The organism is Buttiauxella brennerae ATCC 51605 (assembly GCF_001654925.1).
Classification (GTDB): domain Bacteria; phylum Pseudomonadota; class Gammaproteobacteria; order Enterobacterales; family Enterobacteriaceae; genus Buttiauxella; species Buttiauxella brennerae.
This window is the reverse complement of the sequence record NZ_LXER01000019.1, coordinates 48,078-68,058: the sequence shown is the minus strand read 5'-3', so window position 1 is coordinate 68,058 and position 19,981 is coordinate 48,078. Positions and strand designations below refer to the sequence as shown.

Below are 19,981 nucleotides of genomic sequence, written 5' to 3'. Positions count from 1 at the left end.
AATTATGGGGATCAATTCATGCTGGCATCAACGCACGAAAAGACTATAATCCCCCAACCATTTCGAGGTGGGTTTGAATATGATTAATTTGAAAGCAGTTATTCCGGTAGCAGGCTTAGGTATGCACATGTTGCCTGCCACAAAAGCGATTCCAAAAGAGATGCTGCCGATAGTCGATAAACCGATGATTCAGTATATTGTCGATGAAATCGTCGCTGCTGGTATCAAAGAAATCGTGCTGGTGACGCATTCTTCCAAGAATGCAGTTGAAAACCACTTCGACACCTCTTACGAACTCGAAGCTCTGCTTGAGCAGCGCGTTAAACGCCAGTTACTTGCAGAGGTCCAGTCTATCTGCCCACCGGGCGTGACCATCATGAACGTTCGTCAGGCGCAGCCTCTTGGCCTTGGCCACTCCATCTTGTGCGCTCATCCAATCATTGGTGATAACCCATTTGTTGTTGTGCTGCCTGACGTCATCCTTGATGGCGCCAGCGCTGACCCATTGCGTTATAATTTAGCTGCCATTGTTGAGCGTTTCAAAGAGACAGGGCGCAGCCAGGTTCTGGCAAAACGCATGCCTGATGTAGATCTGTCTGAGTACTCAGTGATTACCACTGAAGAGCCACTGCAAAATGACGGGCAGATTGGCCGCATTGTCGATTTCGTTGAAAAACCAGATCAACCACAGATTTTGGATTCTGACATTGCGGCAGTAGGGCGTTATGTATTGTCCGCTGACATCTGGCCGGAGCTTGAGAAAACCGAACCAGGTGCCTGGGGACGTATCCAGTTGACTGATGCCATCGCAGCGCTTAATCAAAAGCAAGCGGTAGAAGCTGCGTTAATGACTGGCGAAAGCTACGACTGCGGCAAGAAAATGGGTTATATGCAGGCATTTGTACAATATGGTCTGCGTAACCATAAAGAAGGTCAGAAGTTCAGGGACAGCATTCAGAAGTTGCTGGCTCGCTAAGCGTTTTGGGAAAGACAGTGATAAGCGTTTGATGCGAAGAACGGCAGTCGATAGTGGCGGTGGGGTTACATTTTTGTAACTTTACTAGAGCTGACTGCCGTTTTTTTTGGGGTAAAATCAGATATAAGATTTTTCCGATGAAATAGTGCATATTCGAATATTCATCAACGTGACCATTCGAATGAGTACCAACATTTAGCCATCTATTCGTTGAACAGAGTGGTAAGAGAACAAATTCAGTCCATTGGTAGCTGTTAAGCCAGGGGCGGTAGCATGGCTGATGTAAATTATTTCCCTTTTGTATTAACCATTATTACCTGAATTAATTCAAACGTCCGATATTCATTTATCGAAGAAAATTACTACAAGATTAAAGAGAGATTGCATCCGTGAAAATTCTTGTTACTGGTGGTGCCGGCTTTATTGGCTCTGCGGTCGTTCGTCATATCATAAATAATACTCAAGACAGCGTCGTTAACGTTGATAAATTAACCTATGCAGGAAATCTTGAATCATTGGCAGAAGTTTCTGGCAATGATCGCTATGCTTTTGTGCAAGCAGATATTTGCGACAGAAATGCTCTGGATAAAATTTTTGTCGAACACCAGCCAGATGCTGTGATGCATCTGGCTGCGGAAAGCCATGTTGATCGTTCTATCACAGGACCTGCTGAATTTATTGAAACCAATATTGTTGGCACTTATACCTTGCTGGAAGCAACACGAGCATATTGGTCACAATTAAGCGAAGAGCGTAAAGCGGGTTTCCGTTTCCACCATATTTCTACTGATGAAGTATACGGTGATTTGCCGCATCCAGATGAGTGCCCGGAAGGGACGGCTCTACCTTTATTCACCGAAACAACCTCTTACGCTCCAAGTAGCCCCTATTCCGCATCTAAAGCATCCAGCGATCACTTAGTTCGTGCCTGGCAGCGTACTTATGGTTTACCTTGCATCGTAACAAACTGCTCAAATAACTACGGCCCATATCACTTCCCGGAAAAATTGATTCCATTGGTTATCCTCAACGCACTTGAAGGCAAGAACTTGCCTGTATATGGCAAAGGCGATCAGATCCGTGACTGGCTATATGTTGAAGATCACGCTCGTGCACTTTATACAGTGGTGACTCAAGGTTCTCTCGGCGAGACTTACAACATTGGTGGTCATAATGAGAAGAAAAACCTCGACGTTGTTTTGACTATTTGCGATCTGCTGGACGAACTGGTTCCAAAGAATACCTCTTACCGTGAACAAATTACCTATGTTGCTGACCGTCCTGGTCATGACCGTCGTTATGCTATTGACGCCAGCAAAATTAGTCACGATTTGAACTGGAAACCACAAGAAACGTTTGAAAGTGGTATTCGCAAAACGGTTGAATGGTATTTAACAAATCAGCTGTGGGTGGATAACATTAAAAGTGGTGCCTATAAATCCTGGATTGAACAGAATTACGGTGAGCGCAAATGAATATTTTATTATTTGGCAAAACTGGGCAAGTTGGCTGGGAGTTACAACGCTCCCTTGCGCCATTAGGCAATATTATTGCCGTCGATGTTCAATCCACTGAATACTGCGGTGATTTCAGTAATCCAGAGGGAGTTGCTGAAACTGTTCGTCGCGTGAAGCCTGATGTTATTGTCAATGCTGCTGCCCATACCGCCGTTGATAAAGCTGAAAGTGAACGCGAATTTGCACAGTTGCTTAATGCAACAAGTGTTGAAGCGATCGCAAAAGAAGCAGAAAAAATCAATGCCTGGCTGGTACACTATTCGACGGATTATGTCTTTCCGGGAAATGGCGAAAGTCCTTGGCTTGAAACCGATGTAACCTCGCCACTTAATACTTACGGTGAAACGAAACTTGCTGGTGAAATTGCGGTGCAGCAATATTGCTCGAAACACCTCATTTTCCGTACTAGCTGGGTATATGCAGGAAAGGGTAATAACTTCGCAAAAACTATGCTGCGTTTAGCAAAAGATCGAGAAGAGCTATCTATCATCAATGATCAATTTGGTGCACCTACTGGTGCTGAGTTGCTTGCTGATTGCACTGCTCATGCGATTACGACCGCATTGCGTAAACCTGAAGTGGCTGGTTTGTATCATCTGGTCGCATCAGGAACCACAACCTGGTTTGATTATGCGAATTTGGTATTTGCTGAAGCTAAGATTGCAGGTATGGTACTGGCAGTAAATAAAATTAATCCGGTTCCAACTAGCGCTTATCCTACTCCTGCGCTTCGTCCTCAAAATTCACGCCTCAATACAAATAAATTCCAGCAATCATTTGGGTTAACATTACCTTCATGGGAAATCGGTGTTAAACGGATGTTGGCCGAACTTTTTGCTTCTGCAAACGCATAACAATCACGCTATATCAGTGGCTTGAATACGAGCCGCTTTAAATTATTGGAATATTAAAATGACTTCACGTAAAGGTATTATTCTTGCTGGTGGTTCTGGTACTCGTTTATATCCAGTAACTATGGCAGTTAGTAAGCAACTCTTGCCTATTTATGATAAGCCTATGATTTATTACCCGCTTAGCACTTTAATGCTGGCAGGTATTCGGGATATTCTTATTATCAGCACACCTCAGGATACACCACGCTTTGAACAATTGCTTGGCGATGGTTCTCAATGGGGCTTGAATTTGCAATACAAAGTGCAGGAAAGTCCTGATGGCCTTGCTCAAGCATTTATTATCGGTGAAGAATTCATCGGTAATGATGATTGTGCATTGGTTCTCGGCGACAATATTTTCTACGGACACGATCTCCAAAAACAACTTGAAAATGCAGTCGCTAAAGAGTCAGGGGCAACAGTATTTGCGTATCATGTTCACGACCCAGAGCGTTACGGTGTGGTTGAATTTGATAAAGAAGGTAAGGCCATATCTCTTGAAGAAAAACCACTTGAACCGAAAAGTAATTATGCTGTAACTGGTTTGTACTTCTACGATAATAGTGTTGTCGAAATGGCAAAAACCTTGAAACCATCACCTCGTGGTGAATTAGAAATTACTGATATTAACCGTATCTATATGGAACAAGGGCATATGTCAGTCGCTATGATGGGTCGCGGATATGCTTGGTTGGATACTGGTACACATCAAAGTTTAATTGAAGCCAGTAATTTTATTCAAACCATTGAATTGCGTCAGGGACTTAAAGTGGCTTGTCCTGAAGAGATTGCATTCCGTAAAGGTTTTATTGATGCGGAGCAGGTTAAGAAACTGGCTGCACCATTAGTGAAGAATGATTATGGTCAGTATTTACTTAAGATGATTAAAGGCTATTAAAAATGAATGTTATTAAAACCGAAATTCCGGATGTATTAATTTTCGAGCCAAAAGTCTTTGGTGATGACCGCGGTTTCTTCATGGAAAGTTTTAACCAAAAAGAATTTGAAGAGGCCGTCGGGCGTAAGGTAGATTTTGTACAAGATAATCATTCAAAGTCGACTAAAGGTGTTTTGAGAGGTCTTCATTACCAACTTCCCCCGTTTGCGCAAGCTAAATTAGTGCGGTGTATTGTAGGTGAGGTTCTTGATGTAGCGGTAGATATTCGTAAAGGCTCAGCTAGCTTTGGTAAGTGGGTAGGTGTAAATCTTTCAGCAGAAAATAAACGACAATTATGGATTCCTGAAGGGTTTGCTCATGGTTTTTTAGTATTAAGTGAAACTGCAGAGTTTGTATATAAAACTACAAATTATTATTCTCAAACGCATGACCGTGGAATAGTATGGGATGATGATAAATTAAAAATTGACTGGCAATTGAAATGTACACCAATTCTTTCAGAAAAAGATAAAAATGCAAAACATTTGACCTCTGCCGAAATATTCAACGCGATTTAGAAAACCTAACTCCAATTTAATTTGAGGGCCATGGATGGCGCTCATGATTTGCTCTTGGATTAGTAGAGGCTATATTAGGTTAAAACATGAGTTTAATTAAAAATAGTGTATGGAATCTTGGTGGTTATATAATCCCAACAATAATAGCGATACCAGCTTTAGGATATCTGGCAAGGACATTAGGAATAGAGTTATTTGGAATTTACACTCTTGCCATTGCTATTGTTGGATATGCGGGGATTTTTGATGTCGGTTTGACAAGGGCCATTGTTCGTGAAATTGCATTATATAGGGATGATGCTGAGGAAAGAAAAAAAATAATATCAACTACAACAATTTTTATAGCTATTTTTAGTTCACTAGGGGTTGTTGCCATTTTTTTGCTAATACCTAATATTGTTACTCTTTTAAAAATATCACTTTCGCATGTCGAAGAAGTTGAAACATCTCTAAGAATACTTGTTTTTTCTATTCCATTGTTTCTTCTTAATCAAGTATGGATGTCTATATTAGAAGGTGATGAACGATTTTTTATTGTGAATATACAAAGAAGTATCGGTAGTTCTATTATTGCTGGACTTCCTGCTTTATGTGTATTGCTCCAAAATGGATTAGTATCAGCAATAACTGGGTTAGTTATTGGACGAATTGCATCCGTAATGATAGCTTATATGGTTGTCCGCAAAGAGATTATCGGTTCAAAGTTTCAATTTAATATGATGACTTTTAAACGGTTGATATTCTTTGGTGGCTGGATTACAGTTAGTAATATTATAAGTCCTGTTATGGTCTATTTCGATAGATTTGTAATTTCAAGTATTCTGGGGGCAAAACTAGTTGGTTTTTATACTGCGCCGTCAGAAGCTGTTTCGCGTCTTGGCCTACTTCCTGGAGCGTTATCGAGAGCTGTATTTCCAAGGCTAAGTAATATTACTGATAAAAAAGATTTTAACAGGCAAGTTAAATTTTCATATGCATTAATGATAAGTGGATGTCTACCTATAGTACTTATAGGTATTTTGTTTTCAGAAAAGATTCTTAACTTATGGTTGGGAGTGGAGTATGCAGCACATTCGGCAATTATTTTAAATATTTTACTTATCGGTTTCTTTTTTAATTCTATTGCTCAAATCCCTTTTACTATTATTCAATCAGTTGGTAAAGCAAAAATAACAGCCTTATTACATTGCTTCGAAATTATACCATATTTAGTGATGTTATACCTCTGTGTAAGTAATTATGGGATTATGGGAGCAGCATATGCTTGGACAATCAGAGTCATTGTAGATAGTCTGCTATTAATATTTTTTTCGAATAAATACTCTAGCAGGTAATAAGGCCATTTATGAATTACGACGTAATTATAGCTACTTATAATGGTGAAAAATATATTATTGAGCAACTGGAAAGCATTATCAGACAAACGGTTAAACCCAATAACATTTTCATTAGAGATGATGGCTCAAGTGATGATACAGTAAAAATCATTAATGATTTCATTACTTCAGGATCAAATGAATTAAAAATACATTTTATCCCCGATGGGGAAAATGTCGGCTACATTAAAAATTTTCAAGCTTTATCATCTCTCACAATTTCAGATATTGTATTTTTCTCAGATCAGGATGATATCTGGGTAGATAATAAAGCTGAGATTTTAATGGGTAAATTCGATTGCAACGAGGATATTAGTGTTGTATTTTCTGATGCACTTTTGATCAATAATCAAAAGCAGACTCTTGGCACATTATGGCGTTTCATTAATTTTATTCCAACAAAGGAAAATTTCCGGTTGGAAAAAATAATGCAAAATAATTTCGTTACTGGCGCTACTATGGCTGTTAAACGAGATTTTTTGATTGATTTAATACCTTTCCCTGAGAATGTCCCACATGATTATTGGTTAGCATGTAATGCTGTAATTGATGGTTGTCTTGATTGTACGGATAAAGAACTAATTTATTATAGGCAACATGAGAATAATCAGATTGGAGCAAAAAAAACCTCTTTAATTAATAAAATAATTAACTTTACAGACAAGAATAAAGTAATGAAAAGACTAGGATTTTATCGGCAAATATTTAAATTAACCGAAGCTTTAGTAGAAAGAGATAAGTTATCGGAGAGTGAATATAGTAAAATTAAAGATTATCTTAATTGTATGAATATAATATATGACAGACAGATAACAAACAGCTTTAATTATAATGAAAACAACAAACCCTTTTTTATGATTTTCTTTAATTCCGAGTATCTGAAACACAAAACAATCAAATCGTTTTTAAGCGATTTGCTAGATAGTATTCTTATGCGTGCGATTTTAAGGAAATGAGAGATTTAAAACTGAGTTCTTTGAAAAACAGGAATTATCAATGAGTAATAGTACTAATGAAATTTGTGCGGTTATTGTTACGTATAATCCTGTTGTCAATAGAGTAATGGATTTAGTGGAGCAACTGAAACAACAAGGTTGCGATTCAATTATTGTTGATAATAGTACCTATTCAAGTGAACTTCTTAACGAATGCACAAATAAATATAAGTGCCTTCATAAAAATGTCGGTATTGCTAAAGCACAGAACATTGGTATTGAGGAATGTTTATCGAGAAAATACAAATATGTGATATTTTTCGATCAAGATAGCAGTATCAATCCAACATTTATTAGTACGCTTCTCCAACCTCTATGCGAAAATTCATATAATATCTGTGCCCCTATTTTTTTTGATGAAACGAAGGGTTTTGAATATGCAATTATTGATATCAACAAAAATGGTAAGCGTAGAAAAATATTTTCAGAGGGAAAAACTGAACCATTTACAACCTCTACTGTAATTTCTTCAGGAACTGTTGTCCGTACGGATATATTTGATAATGTAGGGCTTATGGATGATAGTCTTTTTATTGATTATGTCGATACTGAATGGTGTTTAAGATGTTTTAGTAAAGGAATTATAGTTCATATTATTCCTTCTGCAAGAATGATCCATTCAATAGGAGATAAAAGTTTTAATATATTTGGATTTTGTGTGCCAGTCCATTCAGCACAACGTAGATATTACCGTGTAAGGAATTCAATCCATTTATTGCGTTACCCTCATGTGCCGAAGATACTTGCGCTCCGTGAGATTATCTTTTGCCTAATACATAGCTTCCTATTAATTATAAAACAGAAAAATAAATTAGAATATGTTTTATCCTTCCTCAATGGTGTGAGGGATGGAGTTGTAAATATTAAAGGTGAAAACCCTCGTACTTATAAGAGATAAAGGTGGAGTAATTATAACTTCATATGGTCATTATTAGAGACTGAATAAATGAATAAAATAGCTGTATTACTCGCTGTCTATAATGGCCGAGAATGGATAGACGAACAAATAAATTCTATACTAAATCAAGAAGGCGTAAATTTAGATATATATGTCAGTGTAGATGTATCAAGTGATAGTTCTTATGAATACTTGCTTGAAAAATACTCACACTATTCAAATGTTTTTTTATTACCATATGGTAATAGATTTGGCTCAGCCGGTAAAAATTTTTATCGTCTACTGCAGGATAGTCCATTGGAAAACTATGACTATATATCATTTTCTGATCAAGATGATATATGGACCTATAATAAATTAAAACATGCGATTAACTCTTTAAAATCAAAGAATGTGGAAGCCTATTCAAGTAATGTCATAGCCTTCTGGGAAGATGGTCGACAAGTTTTAATTAATAAAGCACAAGCGCAAGGAAAGTATGACTATATTTTCGAAGCTGCAGGGCCCGGGTGTACATATGTATTTAGTAAAAAGTTGGCTATTCATTTTAAAGAATTCCTAACTAATAATTTAGATGTCCAAAACATAGCCCTTCATGACTGGATATTATATGCCTTTGCAAGGAGGAATGGTTATTCGTGGTGGATCGATAATGATTCATGGATGATGTACCGTCAGCATTCCAATAATCAGGTTGGTGCAAATAATAGTATTGCAGCTGCTATTAAGCGTTTTACGCTTGCTAAAAAAGGATGGTATAAAAATGAAGTTTATAAAATAAGCCATGAACTTAATTTAGATAATTTGCGAGTAATTAAAGAGTTAAAGAAAAATAATTTCTCGCGCCTGTTATATCTTTTTTCAAACATTAAAGAATTAAGAAGAAGAAATCGAGACCGTATTGTTCTTATTGTATTTTTCTTATTGCGCTGGATTTAATTCTAAACTCAGAATGTTCATTATTTTTTCCTAATCATATCAATACATAAAATTATAGTTATGTAAAGACATGCTCTTCGAGCGTAATAATACTTTGTGAGAAACATGATTACTTTGAATAAGATCTTGATATTGCTTGTAACGATAGAGATTATTTTTGGTGGAGGAGGGCGCCTACTGGATCCGCTTGGTATACCTCCGTTAAGGTACATTCTATTTTTTGTTGCGATAATTTTATTTTTAATAAATGTAGTTACAAAAGGTGGAAAAACAACAATTCAAACATTCGGTATTATGATCCTTTTAGGATCACTACCAATATATGGGACGCTAATTGGAGTTATACAGGGTAATTTTTTTGAGAAGATTTATTTTGATCTTCAACCATATATCTATATGATAATGTTACTATATGTCTGTGTTAATAGATATGATGTGAAAGAATATGCCATTTCTACATTTATAAAAACTTCAAAAATATATGCAGTCTTAGCTTCAGTGTCTTATATAACATATGTTATTATGCTTCATAGTAATTTCCTCAATTTTAATTTTGTATATGGATTATTGTCTTCAACAGGAGAGTTTTTCTTTAGGCCTGGAGGCGCCTTTTTTGCTAAATCATTCTTCTTTATTGGTATTGGAGCTATTGCTTTTTTTTGTGAAAGAAAGATTGGTTATTTTTTATTGTGCATTTTTGCCATATTTCTGACTGAAACTAGAGGTGTATTTTTATTTACTTGCGTAGCTGCGATGTTTGCAAGTTTAAGAATTAATTCAATGTTAAAAAACATAACATTTATTTCTATTACAGTTTTTTTTGGTGCAGCATTAGCTATATTTGTAGGTGCAAGAGCTGGCAATTCCGATGCTGTAAGATTGAATGATTTCTCTTATGTGATAAATAATATTAACCCTATATCTATGTTTTTTGGTGAAGGATTCGGGAGCGAGATTTTAGGTAGATCAAGAATAGAAGTTGTGCCGCTGGAGTTATTTTATAAAATAGGCATATTGGGGCTTATTCTTTCTCTAATACCGATGTTATATATTATATTTAAATCTATAAATAATAAGCTCACTTGTATATCATTGCAAATGTCCAGCATTGCTTTATTTTCCGCGCTAGTTTCCATGACTAATCCTTTCCTATATACACCAATGGGTGTTTATATTATTGGTATATCTCTAATAAGCATGGAAAATACAACTCGATTAAGTAAAAGTTTAGATTAATGTATCCGAATGGTGTATTTGTACTGTTAGTCATGAATCTTTTTCATTTTAGAGAAGGAATTGACTATTAAAAACTCATTAAGATAATATGAAGAAATTCCTTCTTTAAATATTTATTAATTTTCATATTTAATACATTGCTTCATTGGGGCGTTTTTTATGTTCCAATATTTATTGAAATTGGAGTAAGGTATAAGTAATCTGGCAGGGATTTTTTGCCGCCGGCACGTTTTCATTTTTGTTAACGCTAGACATACCTTTATATCGAAATATGACAGAGAAAGTATTTTTTTATTTTTGTCAATCATTAGAAGGTTAAGCTATTTGTTATTTAATGGAACTGCAATAGATGAGGTATTTGGATTGGTCAGATATAGTGATTGGACTGAGTGTAATGCTGAGTGTACCGTTATTCCGCAAAACTCTATTAGAGAAAATGCTAAGTTATAACAGTCGAATGATTGTTGTTTCAAAAAGTTTTATAAAAATTAATATTGCGGATTATCCTGTCTTAGAAATTCTCTTTGAAAATAATAATGGAGTATTGCTTGGTATGAAAAATATGTGACAGAATTAAGTATAAAACCAATCATAGTTGTATCGCTATATAATTTCCAGTCATTTTTAGTTTAGTAGACCCGTAGATTGTCAGCTGAATTTTTCTGGTAATGTATTGATAATACATTATGGCACATCAAGCATTCATAAATGAATGCTTGATGTGCGGCATGGGTTTAATGAACCCATACCAGGCAAGATAAATTTGAGTTAACATCAAGACAACATTAGTTAGTACGGCGTTGAAGTCGTACTAACCTTCCAAAAGACAGGAGTTTGTAATGTCCAAACAACAGATCGGCGTCGTTGGTATGGCAGTGATGGGGCGCAACCTGGCGCTCAACATCGAAAGCCGTGGCTATACCGTTTCCGTGTTCAACCGTTCTGGCGATAAAACTGAAGAAGTTATCGCTGAGAATCCGGGCAAGAAGCTGGTTCCTTATTACACAGTGCAAGAATTTGTTGAATCTCTTGAAACTCCTCGTCGTATTTTATTAATGGTTAAGGCAGGCGAAGCCACGGACAAAACCATTGATTCTTTGAAACCTTATCTTGATAAGGGTGACATTCTTATCGATGGCGGTAACACGTTCTACCACGATACTATCCGTCGTAACCGCGAACTATCTGCGGAAGGTTTTAACTTTATCGGTACCGGTGTTTCTGGTGGTGAAGAGGGCGCATTGAAAGGCCCATCTATCATGCCTGGCGGTCAGAAAGCAGCTTACGAACTGGTTGCACCCATTCTGAAGCAAATCGCAGCAGTGGCAGAAGATGGTGAACCATGCGTCACCTATATTGGTGCTGATGGTGCTGGTCACTATGTGAAGATGGTTCACAACGGTATCGAATACGGTGATATGCAGTTGATCGCTGAAGCATACTCACTGCTGAAAGGTGGCCTCAATCTGACCAATGAAGAACTGGCAGAAACCTTCACAGAGTGGAATAAGGGTGAGCTGAATAGCTACCTCATCGATATCACTAAAGACATCTTCACAAAAAAAGATGAAGACGGTAAATATCTTGTTGATGTGATTCTTGATGAAGCAGCGAACAAAGGTACCGGTAAGTGGACCAGCCAGAGCTCGCTGGATCTTGGTGAACCACTGTCGCTGATTACAGAATCAGTTTTCGCCCGCTACATTTCCTCACTCAAAGAGCAACGTGTTGCTGCATCTAAAGTACTGAGCGGCCCTCAATCTAAAGCATTTGCTGGTGATAAAACTGAGTTCTCTGAGAAAGTGCGTCGTGCACTGTATCTGGGCAAGATCGTCTCTTATGCTCAGGGCTTCTCACAGCTTCGTGCTGCATCGGAAGAGAATAACTGGGATCTCAATTACGGTGAGATTGCTAAGATCTTCCGTGCTGGCTGCATCATTCGTGCGCAATTCCTGCAGAAAATCACCGATGCTTACGCTGAGAACCCAGCTATTGCAAACCTGCTGTTAGCACCTTACTTCAAACAGGTTGCTGATGAATATCAGCAGGCACTGCGTGATGTAGTTTCTTACGCAGTACAAAATGGTATTCCAACACCAACCTTCTCAGCTGCAATCTCATACTATGATAGCTATCGCTCAGCGGTTCTGCCTGCAAACCTGATTCAGGCACAACGCGACTACTTTGGTGCGCATACTTATAAGCGCATAGACAAAGAAGGTGTGTTCCACACTGAATGGCTTGATTAAAAGCAGTCCATAAAAGTTTTATCCAACGGTCCTTTCGGGGCCGTTTTTTTAAGACAAGACATATGGTTTTCCTCTCAATTCCTGAGTATAGTTTGTGTCTGGTTTTGAATGTAACAATTAAGTAACATTTAATGGTTGTTTTGTACTTTTAAAAACACATACTTTTCAACGATGATTTTTATAACCCCTTGTTATACTAGCGCCGTAAACAATTACCTCACTGAACAATTTCGATTAGGGTAAACATGAATCAAAATAGCAATGATGCGATAAAAAATCGCATAGATAATAACGAAGAACCAATTGATTTAATTGATATTTTTTTGCAGTTATGGAAGGGTAAAGTCACTATCATCGCTTTTGCAGTTGTAGCGGTAATTCTTGCGGTTATCTACCTGTTCGTTGCTAAAGAGAAATGGACCTCTGAGGCTATCATTACGTTGCCCGACTCAGGACAAATTGCGAATTATAACAACTCAATGGACGTTCTGTATGGCGCTAGCGCTCCGACGATTGTCGATATCCAGCAACGTTTCTTTGGCCGTTTCAATTCAGCTTTATCGGCATTGTCAGAGCAATTAGACAATCAGCAAAAACCTGAAAAATTGACCATTGAAGAGTCGGTTAAGGGACAGCCAGTCCCACTGAAAGTGAGCTATGTTGCAACCACCGCAGGTGAGGCACAAAAAACACTTACCAACTACATTCAGCAAATTAACAAACGCATTGTTACCGAGCTTGATGATGACTTACAAACCAGCATTAATTCTAAAGTTGAAGATCTGAAGGTAGATTTGACAACTAAAGAAAAAATCGCTCAAGAGAAGAAAGATAAACGTCTGGAAATCTTGAATCAGGCATTGATAGTTGCGCAGCAATCCAACATCAAGAATACGCTTGTTCAGCAGGCTGAAACGCTTTCTGAAGACACACTGTTTGTATTGGGTAGTGATGCACTTTCTGCAACCATTAAGAACGAAGCGACGCGTCCACTACCGTTGGATGAGTCTTACTTCGGTGCACGCCAAACGTTGTTAGCGATTAATGCATTGAAATCAAAACCAGACACCACATACGCTTTCCGCTATGTGATGAAGCCAAGCTTGCCTATCCGTCGTGATAGCCCGAAAAAAGGTCTGACACTGGTGCTGGGTGCGTTGGTTGGTTTGATTTTGGGTTCTGGTGTTGTTCTTGGACGTAATGCACTGCGTAACTACAAACCCGTCGTCTGAATCCTGTGTAAACATGAATAAAAAGGCCGCAATCGCGGCCTTTTTCACATCTAAAACCCAAACAATTTTACTTATGTCTTTCGCGCAAATTCTCAATCACCGCGCTCAAATCCAAATCCTGATCCTGCAGTAACACCAGCAAGTGATACACCAAATCTGATGCTTCATTCTTCAGCTCAAAGCGGTCATTAACCGTTGCCGCCAGCGCAGTTTCCACGCCTTCTTCACCGACTTTCTGCGCAATACGCTTAGTCCCACTCGCATACAACTTGGCGGTATATGAGCTTTCCGGATCGGCAGTTTTGCGCGAGGCCAGCAGTTCCTCCAGCTGATACAAGAAGTGCCAGTCGTGCTGGGTTTCACCAAAGCAGCTTGAGGTGCCGAGGTGGCAGGTTGGGCCAATCGGGTTCACCAGGATCAGAAGCGTGTCGTTATCACAGTCCTGGGCAATATTCACCACGTTGAGGAAGTTGCCGGAGGTTTCGCCTTTGGTCCACAGGCGCTGTTTCGTGCGAGAGAAGAAGGTGACTTTTCCGCTTTCGATGGTTTGCGCCAGAGCTTCCGGGTTCATATATCCCAGCATCAAAACTTCACCCGATTTGGCGTGCTGGACGATGACTGGCATCAGGCCATCGGTTTTTTCCCAGTCCAGTTGAGCTTGTTGTTCTGTCGTTAGCACACTCTTATCTCCACACCTTGCTGAGCCAGAAAAAGTTTCAGCTCACCAATATTAATAATTTGCTTGTGGAACACTGAGGCTGCCAGCGCACCATCAACATCTGTATCACGGAATGCTTCGAGGAAGTGTTCCATGGTTCCCGCGCCACCTGAGGCAATCAGTGGCACGTGGCAAACTTCACGTATTTTCTTCAATTGCTCCAGGTCGTAACCGTTACGCACGCCATCCTGGTTCATCATATTCAGAACGATTTCCCCGGCACCGCGCTTTTGTACTTCCTGCACCCAGTCCGCAGTTTCCCACTTGGTTACGCGCGTGCGGCTTTCATCGCCAGTATATTGATTGACGTGGTATTTCCCGGTTTCGCTATCAAACCAGGTATCAATACCCACCACAATACACTGCACGCCAAAGCGTTCAGCCAGGCGAGTGATCAGCTCCGGGTCTGCCAGGGCAGGGGAGTTAATGGAGATTTTGTCTGCGCCGAAGGATAGAATTTGTGCGGCATCGTCAATCGACTTAATGCCGCCCGCTACGCAGAAAGGAATATCAATAACTTCCGCCACGCGTGACACCCAGCTTTTATCGACCACACGGCCATCGCTGGAGGCGGTGATATCGTAAAACACCAGCTCGTCGGCACCTTCGGCAGCGTAACGTTGCGCGAGAGGTACGATATCACCGATGATCTCATGGTTGCGGAATTGCACACCTTTTACGACTTGCCCGTCGCGTACGTCCAGACAAGGAATTATCCGTTTTGCCAGCATGAAATCGCCTCCGTTACATTAAACTTCCCTTCCAGCAGTGCTCGCCCAACAATCACACCCTGAACGCCTGTTCCGCGTAAAGCGGCGATATCATCGATATCACCAATGCCGCCGGAAGACTGGAACGCCACCTGTGGGAAACGTGCGCAAACTTCTTCATACAGCGACACGTTAGAACCTGCCAGTGTTCCGTCGCGGGAAATATCGGTGCACAACACATGTTTGAGCCCGACGGGCAGGTATGTTTCCACCAGTTCTTCAAGCGTTACGCCAGAATTCTCTTGCCAGCCGCTGACAGCGACGTGTTTATTGCCTTGTTCGTCAATGCGCACATCAAGTGCTAAGACCAGTGCATCAGCACCAAAGCGGGTAAACCAGCCTTTGACAACTTCGGGTGATTTCACCGCCGTTGATCCGACGACCACACGCGCGACACCTGCTTCAAGTAGTGAGGCAACATCTTCTTCTGTACGTACACCACCACCCACTTGCACGGGAACTTTCACGCCTGCAACCAGCGTTTTAATCAGTGGGATCTGGCGTTTGGCAGGGTCTTTCGCGCCGGTTAAATCCACTAAGTGCAGCACTTGTGCACCTTGCGCTTCGTACTCTTGCAGGCGCGGCAACGGGTCGTTGCCGTAATCGCGTTGCTGGCCATAGTCTCCCTGATGGAGGCGCACCACTGTGCCGTCAATTAAATCGAGAGCAGGAATAATCATGGTGCTTACATCTCCAGGAAGTTTTTCAGTAATTTCGCGCCAGCGGCACCCGAGCGCTCCGGGTGGAACTGCACGCCAAAGAAATTATCTTTTTGCACGGCAGCGGTGAAAGCTTCACCGTAGCTTGCCTGCGCGATGGTGTTTGCACAAACCGGCATCGCGTAGCTGTGCACAAAGTAAAAATAATCACCATCGTCAATGCCACGGAACAAGCGGTCACCGGCTTTGGGATAGACGCGGTTCCAGCCCATATGCGGCAAAGGCAAACCATGGTCGACCATTTTTAGCACCGGCTGCTCGATGATGCCGAGCATCTCTATACCGTTGCTTTCGTCACTGCGTGAACCCAGCAATTGCATACCGAGGCAAATACCCAGCACCGGCTGAGTACAGGCTTTAATCAGATCGATAAGCTCACGTTCACGAATCTGGTCCATCGCCGCCTGCGCCGTGCCAACGCCTGGCAAAAAGAGCTTATCCGCGCGTAGCACCACATCAGGATCGCGGCTCACCAGTGGCTCGTAGCCATGGCGCTGGATGGCCGATTTCACCGAGTGCAGGTTTGCGCATCCGGTGTCCAGAATCACCACGTTCATTACAACACTCCTTTTGAGGAGGGCAGCGTGTCGCCTTCAACTTTGATAGCCTGGCGTAACGTACGGCCAAAGACTTTAAACAGGCTTTCGACACGGTGGTGGTCGTTTTTGCCTTTGGTTTTCAGGTGCAGCGTCACGCCCATGGTGTAAGAAAGCGAACGGAAGAAGTGTTCAACCATCTCGGTGCTTAAATCGCCGACACGCTGGAAGTTATACTCGGCTTTGTATTCAAGGTGCGGGCGGCCAGAAATATCCAGCGCACAACGGGCCAGGCATTCGTCCATCGGCAGTGTGAAGCCGAAACGTGTAATCCCACGTTTGTCGCCCAGCGCGATTTTCAGCGCTTCGCCCAGAGCCAGACCCGTGTCTTCAACTGTGTGGTGGTCGTCGATGTAGAGGTCGCCTTTCACGCTGATATCCATTCGGAAGCCGCCGTGGGTGGCAATCTGGTCCAGCATATGGTCGAAGAAACCCACGCCAGTGTTAATTTTGCTGCCACCTTCACGGTCGAGCCAGACTTGCACGTCGATTTGCGTCTCTTTAGTGGCGCGTTCAACGTGGGCATAGCGGTCACGTTTTGTCAGTTGTTCACTGATGGCAGACCAGTTCAGCGTTTCACCGTGGTAGCGCAGCCCCTGAATACCCATATTTTCAGCCAGTTCAATATCGGTTGCACGGTCGCCAATCACGTAGCTATTGGGTTTATCCAGAACGCCTTCTTCCAGATAACCGTTCACCATGGCAATTTTTGGCTTACGGCATTCACAGTTGTCAGCCGGCAAGTGCGGGCAAATCAGCACATCGTCAAAGTTGACGCCCTGCGAGGTAAACACTTGCATCATCAGGTTGTGCGGGCCGTCGAAATCCGCTTGCGGGAAGCTCTCGGTGCCTAAACCGTCCTGATTGGTGATCATGACTAGCTTGTAGCCTGCTTTTTGTAATTGCAGCAGGGCAGGGATCACCGCTGGCTCAAAAGCCAGTTTGTCCATGCGGTCCACCTGGTAATCTGAAGGTGGTTCAGAAATTAACGTGCCGTCACGGTCGATAAAAAGAATTTTCTGGCTCACACGCCCTCCGTGGCCGTCAGGCCTGGTTGTTCACGCAGCGCTGCAATAGTGCGCTCGCATTCTAAACGGGTGCCGACGGTAATCCGCAGGCAGCCACTTAATGATGGTTGTTTATTTTGATCACGTAGGATAATGCCTTGATCCCACAAAGATTTAAACACTGCACTTGAAGCGGTGATGCGAGCCAGAACATAGTTGGTTTCTGAGTCGAAAACTTGCTCTACGCAACCCACTTCCTGAAGTGCTGTGACCAGGTACTGGCGATTCAGCAGCACTTCAGCCACGCGCTCGCGCATTGCATTTATTCCCTGTGGGCTTAACGCCTGGGCGGCAATATCCGCAACCGGGGTCGACAGCGGGTAAGGGGCGATGACCTTCATCAGCAAGTTAATCACTTCTTCATTGGCGAGCGTGAAGCCACAACGCAGGCCAGCCAGCGCAAAGGCTTTGGAAAGTGTGCGCAGTACCACGAGGTGTGGATATTCATTTAACCAGCCAGCGAGCGTCGCCTGTGGGCAAAACTCGATATAGGCTTCATCTGCAACCACCAGTGCTTTTCCGCGCGCCATTTCCAGCAGCACACGGAAATCTTGCGGATTGATTAACTGCCCCGTTGGGTTGTTCGGGCTGCAAACGTAAATCACTTTTACGCCTTCAAGATTCTCTGCAATGGCCGGTAAATCGAGCTGCCAGTCGGCAAGTGTCGGTACAACGCGGCATTCCACGTTGAAGGCTTCGCAGCTCACGCTGTACATACCGTAAGTCGGTGGGCAATAAAGTACTGCGTCTTTGCCCGGCTCACAGAATGCGCGGATCAACAGTTCGATACCTTCGTCTGCGCCACGGCTGACCAGTACTTGCTCAGGTTTCACGCCTGCATATTCGGCATAACGCTCGATGACCCGTTTTGGCTGGCATTCCGGGTAACGGTTCAGCGTCTGTTGCGTCAGTTCGTACTCAACCGCAGTTGGATATTCGTTGGCGTTCAGCCACACATCACCATTGCCACCCAGGCGGCGAGCCGACTGGTAAGGGGTCAGGGCGCGAACGTTCTCACGGGCTAACTCTTCAATGCTCATGCTTGCTCCTTAAGTGCTGCAACACGCAGGGTAACGGCGTTTTTGTGGGCGTCCAGCAGCTCGGCGGCGGCCAGCGTTTCAATCGTTTTCGCAAGGCTTGCGAAGCCTTGTGGGGAGAGTTCCTGAACCGTCATGCGTTTCTGGAAATCAGCCAGTCCAAGGCTTGAACACGTTGAGGTATATCCGTACGTCGGCAGTACGTGGTTCGTACCCGAAGCGTAGTCGCCAGCGGATTCCGGTGACCAGTCACCGAGGAACACGGAACCTGCACTGGTGATGCTATCGACCAGCTCACGGGCGTTACGCGTCTGAATAATCAGGTGTTCCGGACCGTACTGGTTGGAGATTTCAATGCATTGCTCGAGGTCGCGAGCAACAATCAGGCGGCTGCTTTCCAGCGCTTTGCGAGCGGTTTCAGCACGCGGCAGAGCGGCTAACTGGCGCTCAACAGCTTCGGCGACGGCTTGCGCCATACCTACATCCGGCGTCAACAGAATCACTTGTGAGTCCGGGCCGTGTTCGGCCTGTGAAAGCAGGTCAGATGCCACAAAGTCAGGCGTTGCACCGCTATCGGCAATCACTAACACTTCTGATGGACCAGCTGGCATGTCGATGGCCGCACCATCAAGGCGTTGGCTGACCTGGCGTTTCGCTTCGGTAACAAACGCGTTGCCCGGCCCGAAGATCTTATCCACTTTCGGGATGCTTTCGGTGCCCAGCGCCAGTGCGGCAATGGCCTGCGCACCGCCGACCTGAAACACTTCCTGCACGCCACACAGTTGCGCGGCATACAGAATTTCATCGGCAATCGGTGGCGGTGAGCACAGCACTACTTTTTTGCAGCCTGCGATACGAGCAGGCGTGGCAAGCATCAATACGGTTGAAAACAGCGGTGCGGAACCGCCTGGAATATAAAGGCCAACAGAGGCAACCGGGCGCGTAACTTGCTGGCAGCGCACGCCAGGCATCGTTTCGATATCAACAGTTGGCAGTTGCTGAGCAACGTGGAATTTTTCGATATTCGCAACAGCTACGGCCATCGCCTCTTTTATCTCTGTCCCAAGGCGCGCGACGGCAGCGGTAATTTCCTGCTCGCTGACTTTCAGTTGCTGCACATCGGTTTTATCGAACTTTGCGCTGTATTCGCGCAACGCCGCATCACCGTTAGCTTTCACATTATTCAGGATGTCAGCGACTGTGCGGGTAATGCTTTCCGATGCAGAAATCGCCGGACGGGTCAGCAAAGTCTGCTGTGCGGTTTCATCGCACTCATTCCAGTTAATCAACGTATTGAAGTTTGCCATG

General features: G+C 42.6%; 20 protein-coding genes. 13 read left to right on the top strand and 7 right to left on the bottom strand.

Going from position 1 to position 19,981, the window contains the following annotated elements; genetic code table 11:
- Positions 1-79: 79 nt before the first annotated feature.
- The 13 genes from galF to wzzB all read left to right on the top strand — a co-directional run bounded on the left by galF (position 80) and on the right by wzzB (position 13,766).
- The gene (galF, locus tag M975_RS11545) at positions 80-976 is read left to right on the top strand and encodes a UTP--glucose-1-phosphate uridylyltransferase GalF (RefSeq protein ID WP_064559471.1); all 897 of its coding nucleotides are present in this window, start codon (positions 80-82) and stop codon (positions 974-976) included.
- 389 nt (positions 977-1,365) lie between these two features.
- Complete coding sequence (gene rfbB / locus M975_RS11540) at positions 1,366-2,451, top strand: dTDP-glucose 4,6-dehydratase (protein ID WP_064559469.1); 1,086 nt, start codon at positions 1,366-1,368, stop codon at positions 2,449-2,451.
- A complete protein-coding gene (gene rfbD, locus M975_RS11535; protein ID WP_064559467.1) occupies positions 2,448-3,347 on the top strand; it encodes a dTDP-4-dehydrorhamnose reductase in 900 nt (299 codons plus the stop codon). Before rfbB ends, rfbD begins: the two co-directional genes overlap by 4 nt.
- 58 nt (positions 3,348-3,405) lie before the next feature.
- Positions 3,406-4,284, top strand: a complete 879-nt coding sequence (gene rfbA, locus M975_RS11530; protein ID WP_064559465.1) for a glucose-1-phosphate thymidylyltransferase RfbA — start codon at positions 3,406-3,408, stop codon at positions 4,282-4,284.
- Between the two features lie 2 nt (positions 4,285-4,286).
- Entirely contained in the window at positions 4,287-4,841 is a 555-nt protein-coding gene (gene rfbC / locus M975_RS11525) for a dTDP-4-dehydrorhamnose 3,5-epimerase (RefSeq protein ID WP_064559463.1), read from the top strand.
- An 86-nt stretch (positions 4,842-4,927) separates the two neighbouring features.
- Positions 4,928-6,175 carry a flippase gene (locus M975_RS11520; RefSeq protein ID WP_064559461.1) on the top strand — a complete coding sequence of 416 codons (1,248 nt, stop codon included), beginning with the start codon at positions 4,928-4,930 and terminating at the stop codon, positions 6,173-6,175.
- An 11-nt stretch (positions 6,176-6,186) separates the two neighbouring features.
- Entirely contained in the window at positions 6,187-7,173 is a 987-nt protein-coding gene (locus M975_RS11515; RefSeq protein WP_064559460.1) for a glycosyltransferase family 2 protein, read from the top strand.
- Between the two features lie 40 nt (positions 7,174-7,213).
- Positions 7,214-8,110, top strand: a complete 897-nt coding sequence (locus M975_RS11510) for a rhamnosyltransferase (protein WP_064559458.1) — start codon at positions 7,214-7,216, stop codon at positions 8,108-8,110.
- Positions 8,111-8,158: 48 nt separating this feature from the next.
- Positions 8,159-9,049: a glycosyltransferase gene (locus M975_RS11505; protein WP_064559456.1), complete on the top strand. Its 891-nt coding sequence runs from the start codon at positions 8,159-8,161 to the stop codon at positions 9,047-9,049.
- 105 nt (positions 9,050-9,154) lie between these two features.
- Positions 9,155-10,285: a hypothetical protein gene (locus M975_RS11500; protein WP_064559454.1), complete on the top strand. Its 1,131-nt coding sequence runs from the start codon at positions 9,155-9,157 to the stop codon at positions 10,283-10,285.
- 349 nt (positions 10,286-10,634) lie between these two features.
- Positions 10,635-10,853, top strand: coding sequence for a hypothetical protein (locus M975_RS11495; RefSeq protein WP_064559452.1), 219 nt, complete (start codon positions 10,635-10,637; stop codon positions 10,851-10,853).
- Positions 10,854-11,124: 271 nt separating this feature from the next.
- Entirely contained in the window at positions 11,125-12,534 is a 1,410-nt protein-coding gene (gndA, locus tag M975_RS11490; protein WP_064559450.1) for an NADP-dependent phosphogluconate dehydrogenase, read from the top strand.
- A gap of 245 nt (positions 12,535-12,779) precedes the next feature.
- Positions 12,780-13,766 carry an LPS O-antigen chain length determinant protein WzzB gene (gene wzzB / locus M975_RS11485; protein ID WP_064559448.1) on the top strand — a complete coding sequence of 329 codons (987 nt, stop codon included), beginning with the start codon at positions 12,780-12,782 and terminating at the stop codon, positions 13,764-13,766.
- 67 nt (positions 13,767-13,833) lie between these two features.
- On the opposite strand, the gene hisIE is transcribed toward wzzB, so the two are convergent.
- From hisIE to hisD, 7 genes are read right to left on the bottom strand one after another with little or no spacing between them, the layout of a single operon-like run.
- Positions 13,834-14,445, bottom strand: a complete 612-nt coding sequence (gene hisIE / locus M975_RS11480) for a bifunctional phosphoribosyl-AMP cyclohydrolase/phosphoribosyl-ATP diphosphatase HisIE (protein WP_064559447.1) — start codon at positions 14,443-14,445, stop codon at positions 13,834-13,836.
- Positions 14,439-15,215 carry an imidazole glycerol phosphate synthase subunit HisF gene (gene hisF, locus M975_RS11475; protein WP_064559446.1) on the bottom strand — a complete coding sequence of 259 codons (777 nt, stop codon included), beginning with the start codon at positions 15,213-15,215 and terminating at the stop codon, positions 14,439-14,441. Before hisF ends, hisIE begins: the two co-directional genes overlap by 7 nt.
- Positions 15,197-15,934, bottom strand: coding sequence for a 1-(5-phosphoribosyl)-5-[(5-phosphoribosylamino)methylideneamino]imidazole-4-carboxamide isomerase (gene hisA, locus M975_RS11470; protein ID WP_064559445.1), 738 nt, complete (start codon positions 15,932-15,934; stop codon positions 15,197-15,199). The genes hisF and hisA overlap by 19 nt, the downstream gene beginning before the upstream one ends.
- A 5-nt stretch (positions 15,935-15,939) precedes the next feature.
- A complete protein-coding gene (gene hisH / locus M975_RS11465; protein WP_064559443.1) occupies positions 15,940-16,530 on the bottom strand; it encodes an imidazole glycerol phosphate synthase subunit HisH in 591 nt (196 codons plus the stop codon).
- On the bottom strand, positions 16,530-17,597 hold the full coding sequence (hisB, locus tag M975_RS11460; RefSeq protein ID WP_064559441.1) for a bifunctional histidinol-phosphatase/imidazoleglycerol-phosphate dehydratase HisB: 1,068 nt from the start codon (positions 17,595-17,597) through the stop codon (positions 16,530-16,532). Before hisB ends, hisH begins: the two co-directional genes overlap by 1 nt.
- The gene (gene hisC / locus M975_RS11455) at positions 17,594-18,676 is read right to left on the bottom strand and encodes a histidinol-phosphate transaminase (protein ID WP_064559439.1); all 1,083 of its coding nucleotides are present in this window, start codon (positions 18,674-18,676) and stop codon (positions 17,594-17,596) included. Before hisC ends, hisB begins: the two co-directional genes overlap by 4 nt.
- Positions 18,673-19,980, bottom strand: a complete 1,308-nt coding sequence (gene hisD, locus M975_RS11450; RefSeq protein ID WP_064559437.1) for a histidinol dehydrogenase — start codon at positions 19,978-19,980, stop codon at positions 18,673-18,675. The genes hisC and hisD overlap by 4 nt, the downstream gene beginning before the upstream one ends.
- Position 19,981 lies beyond the last annotated feature (1 nt).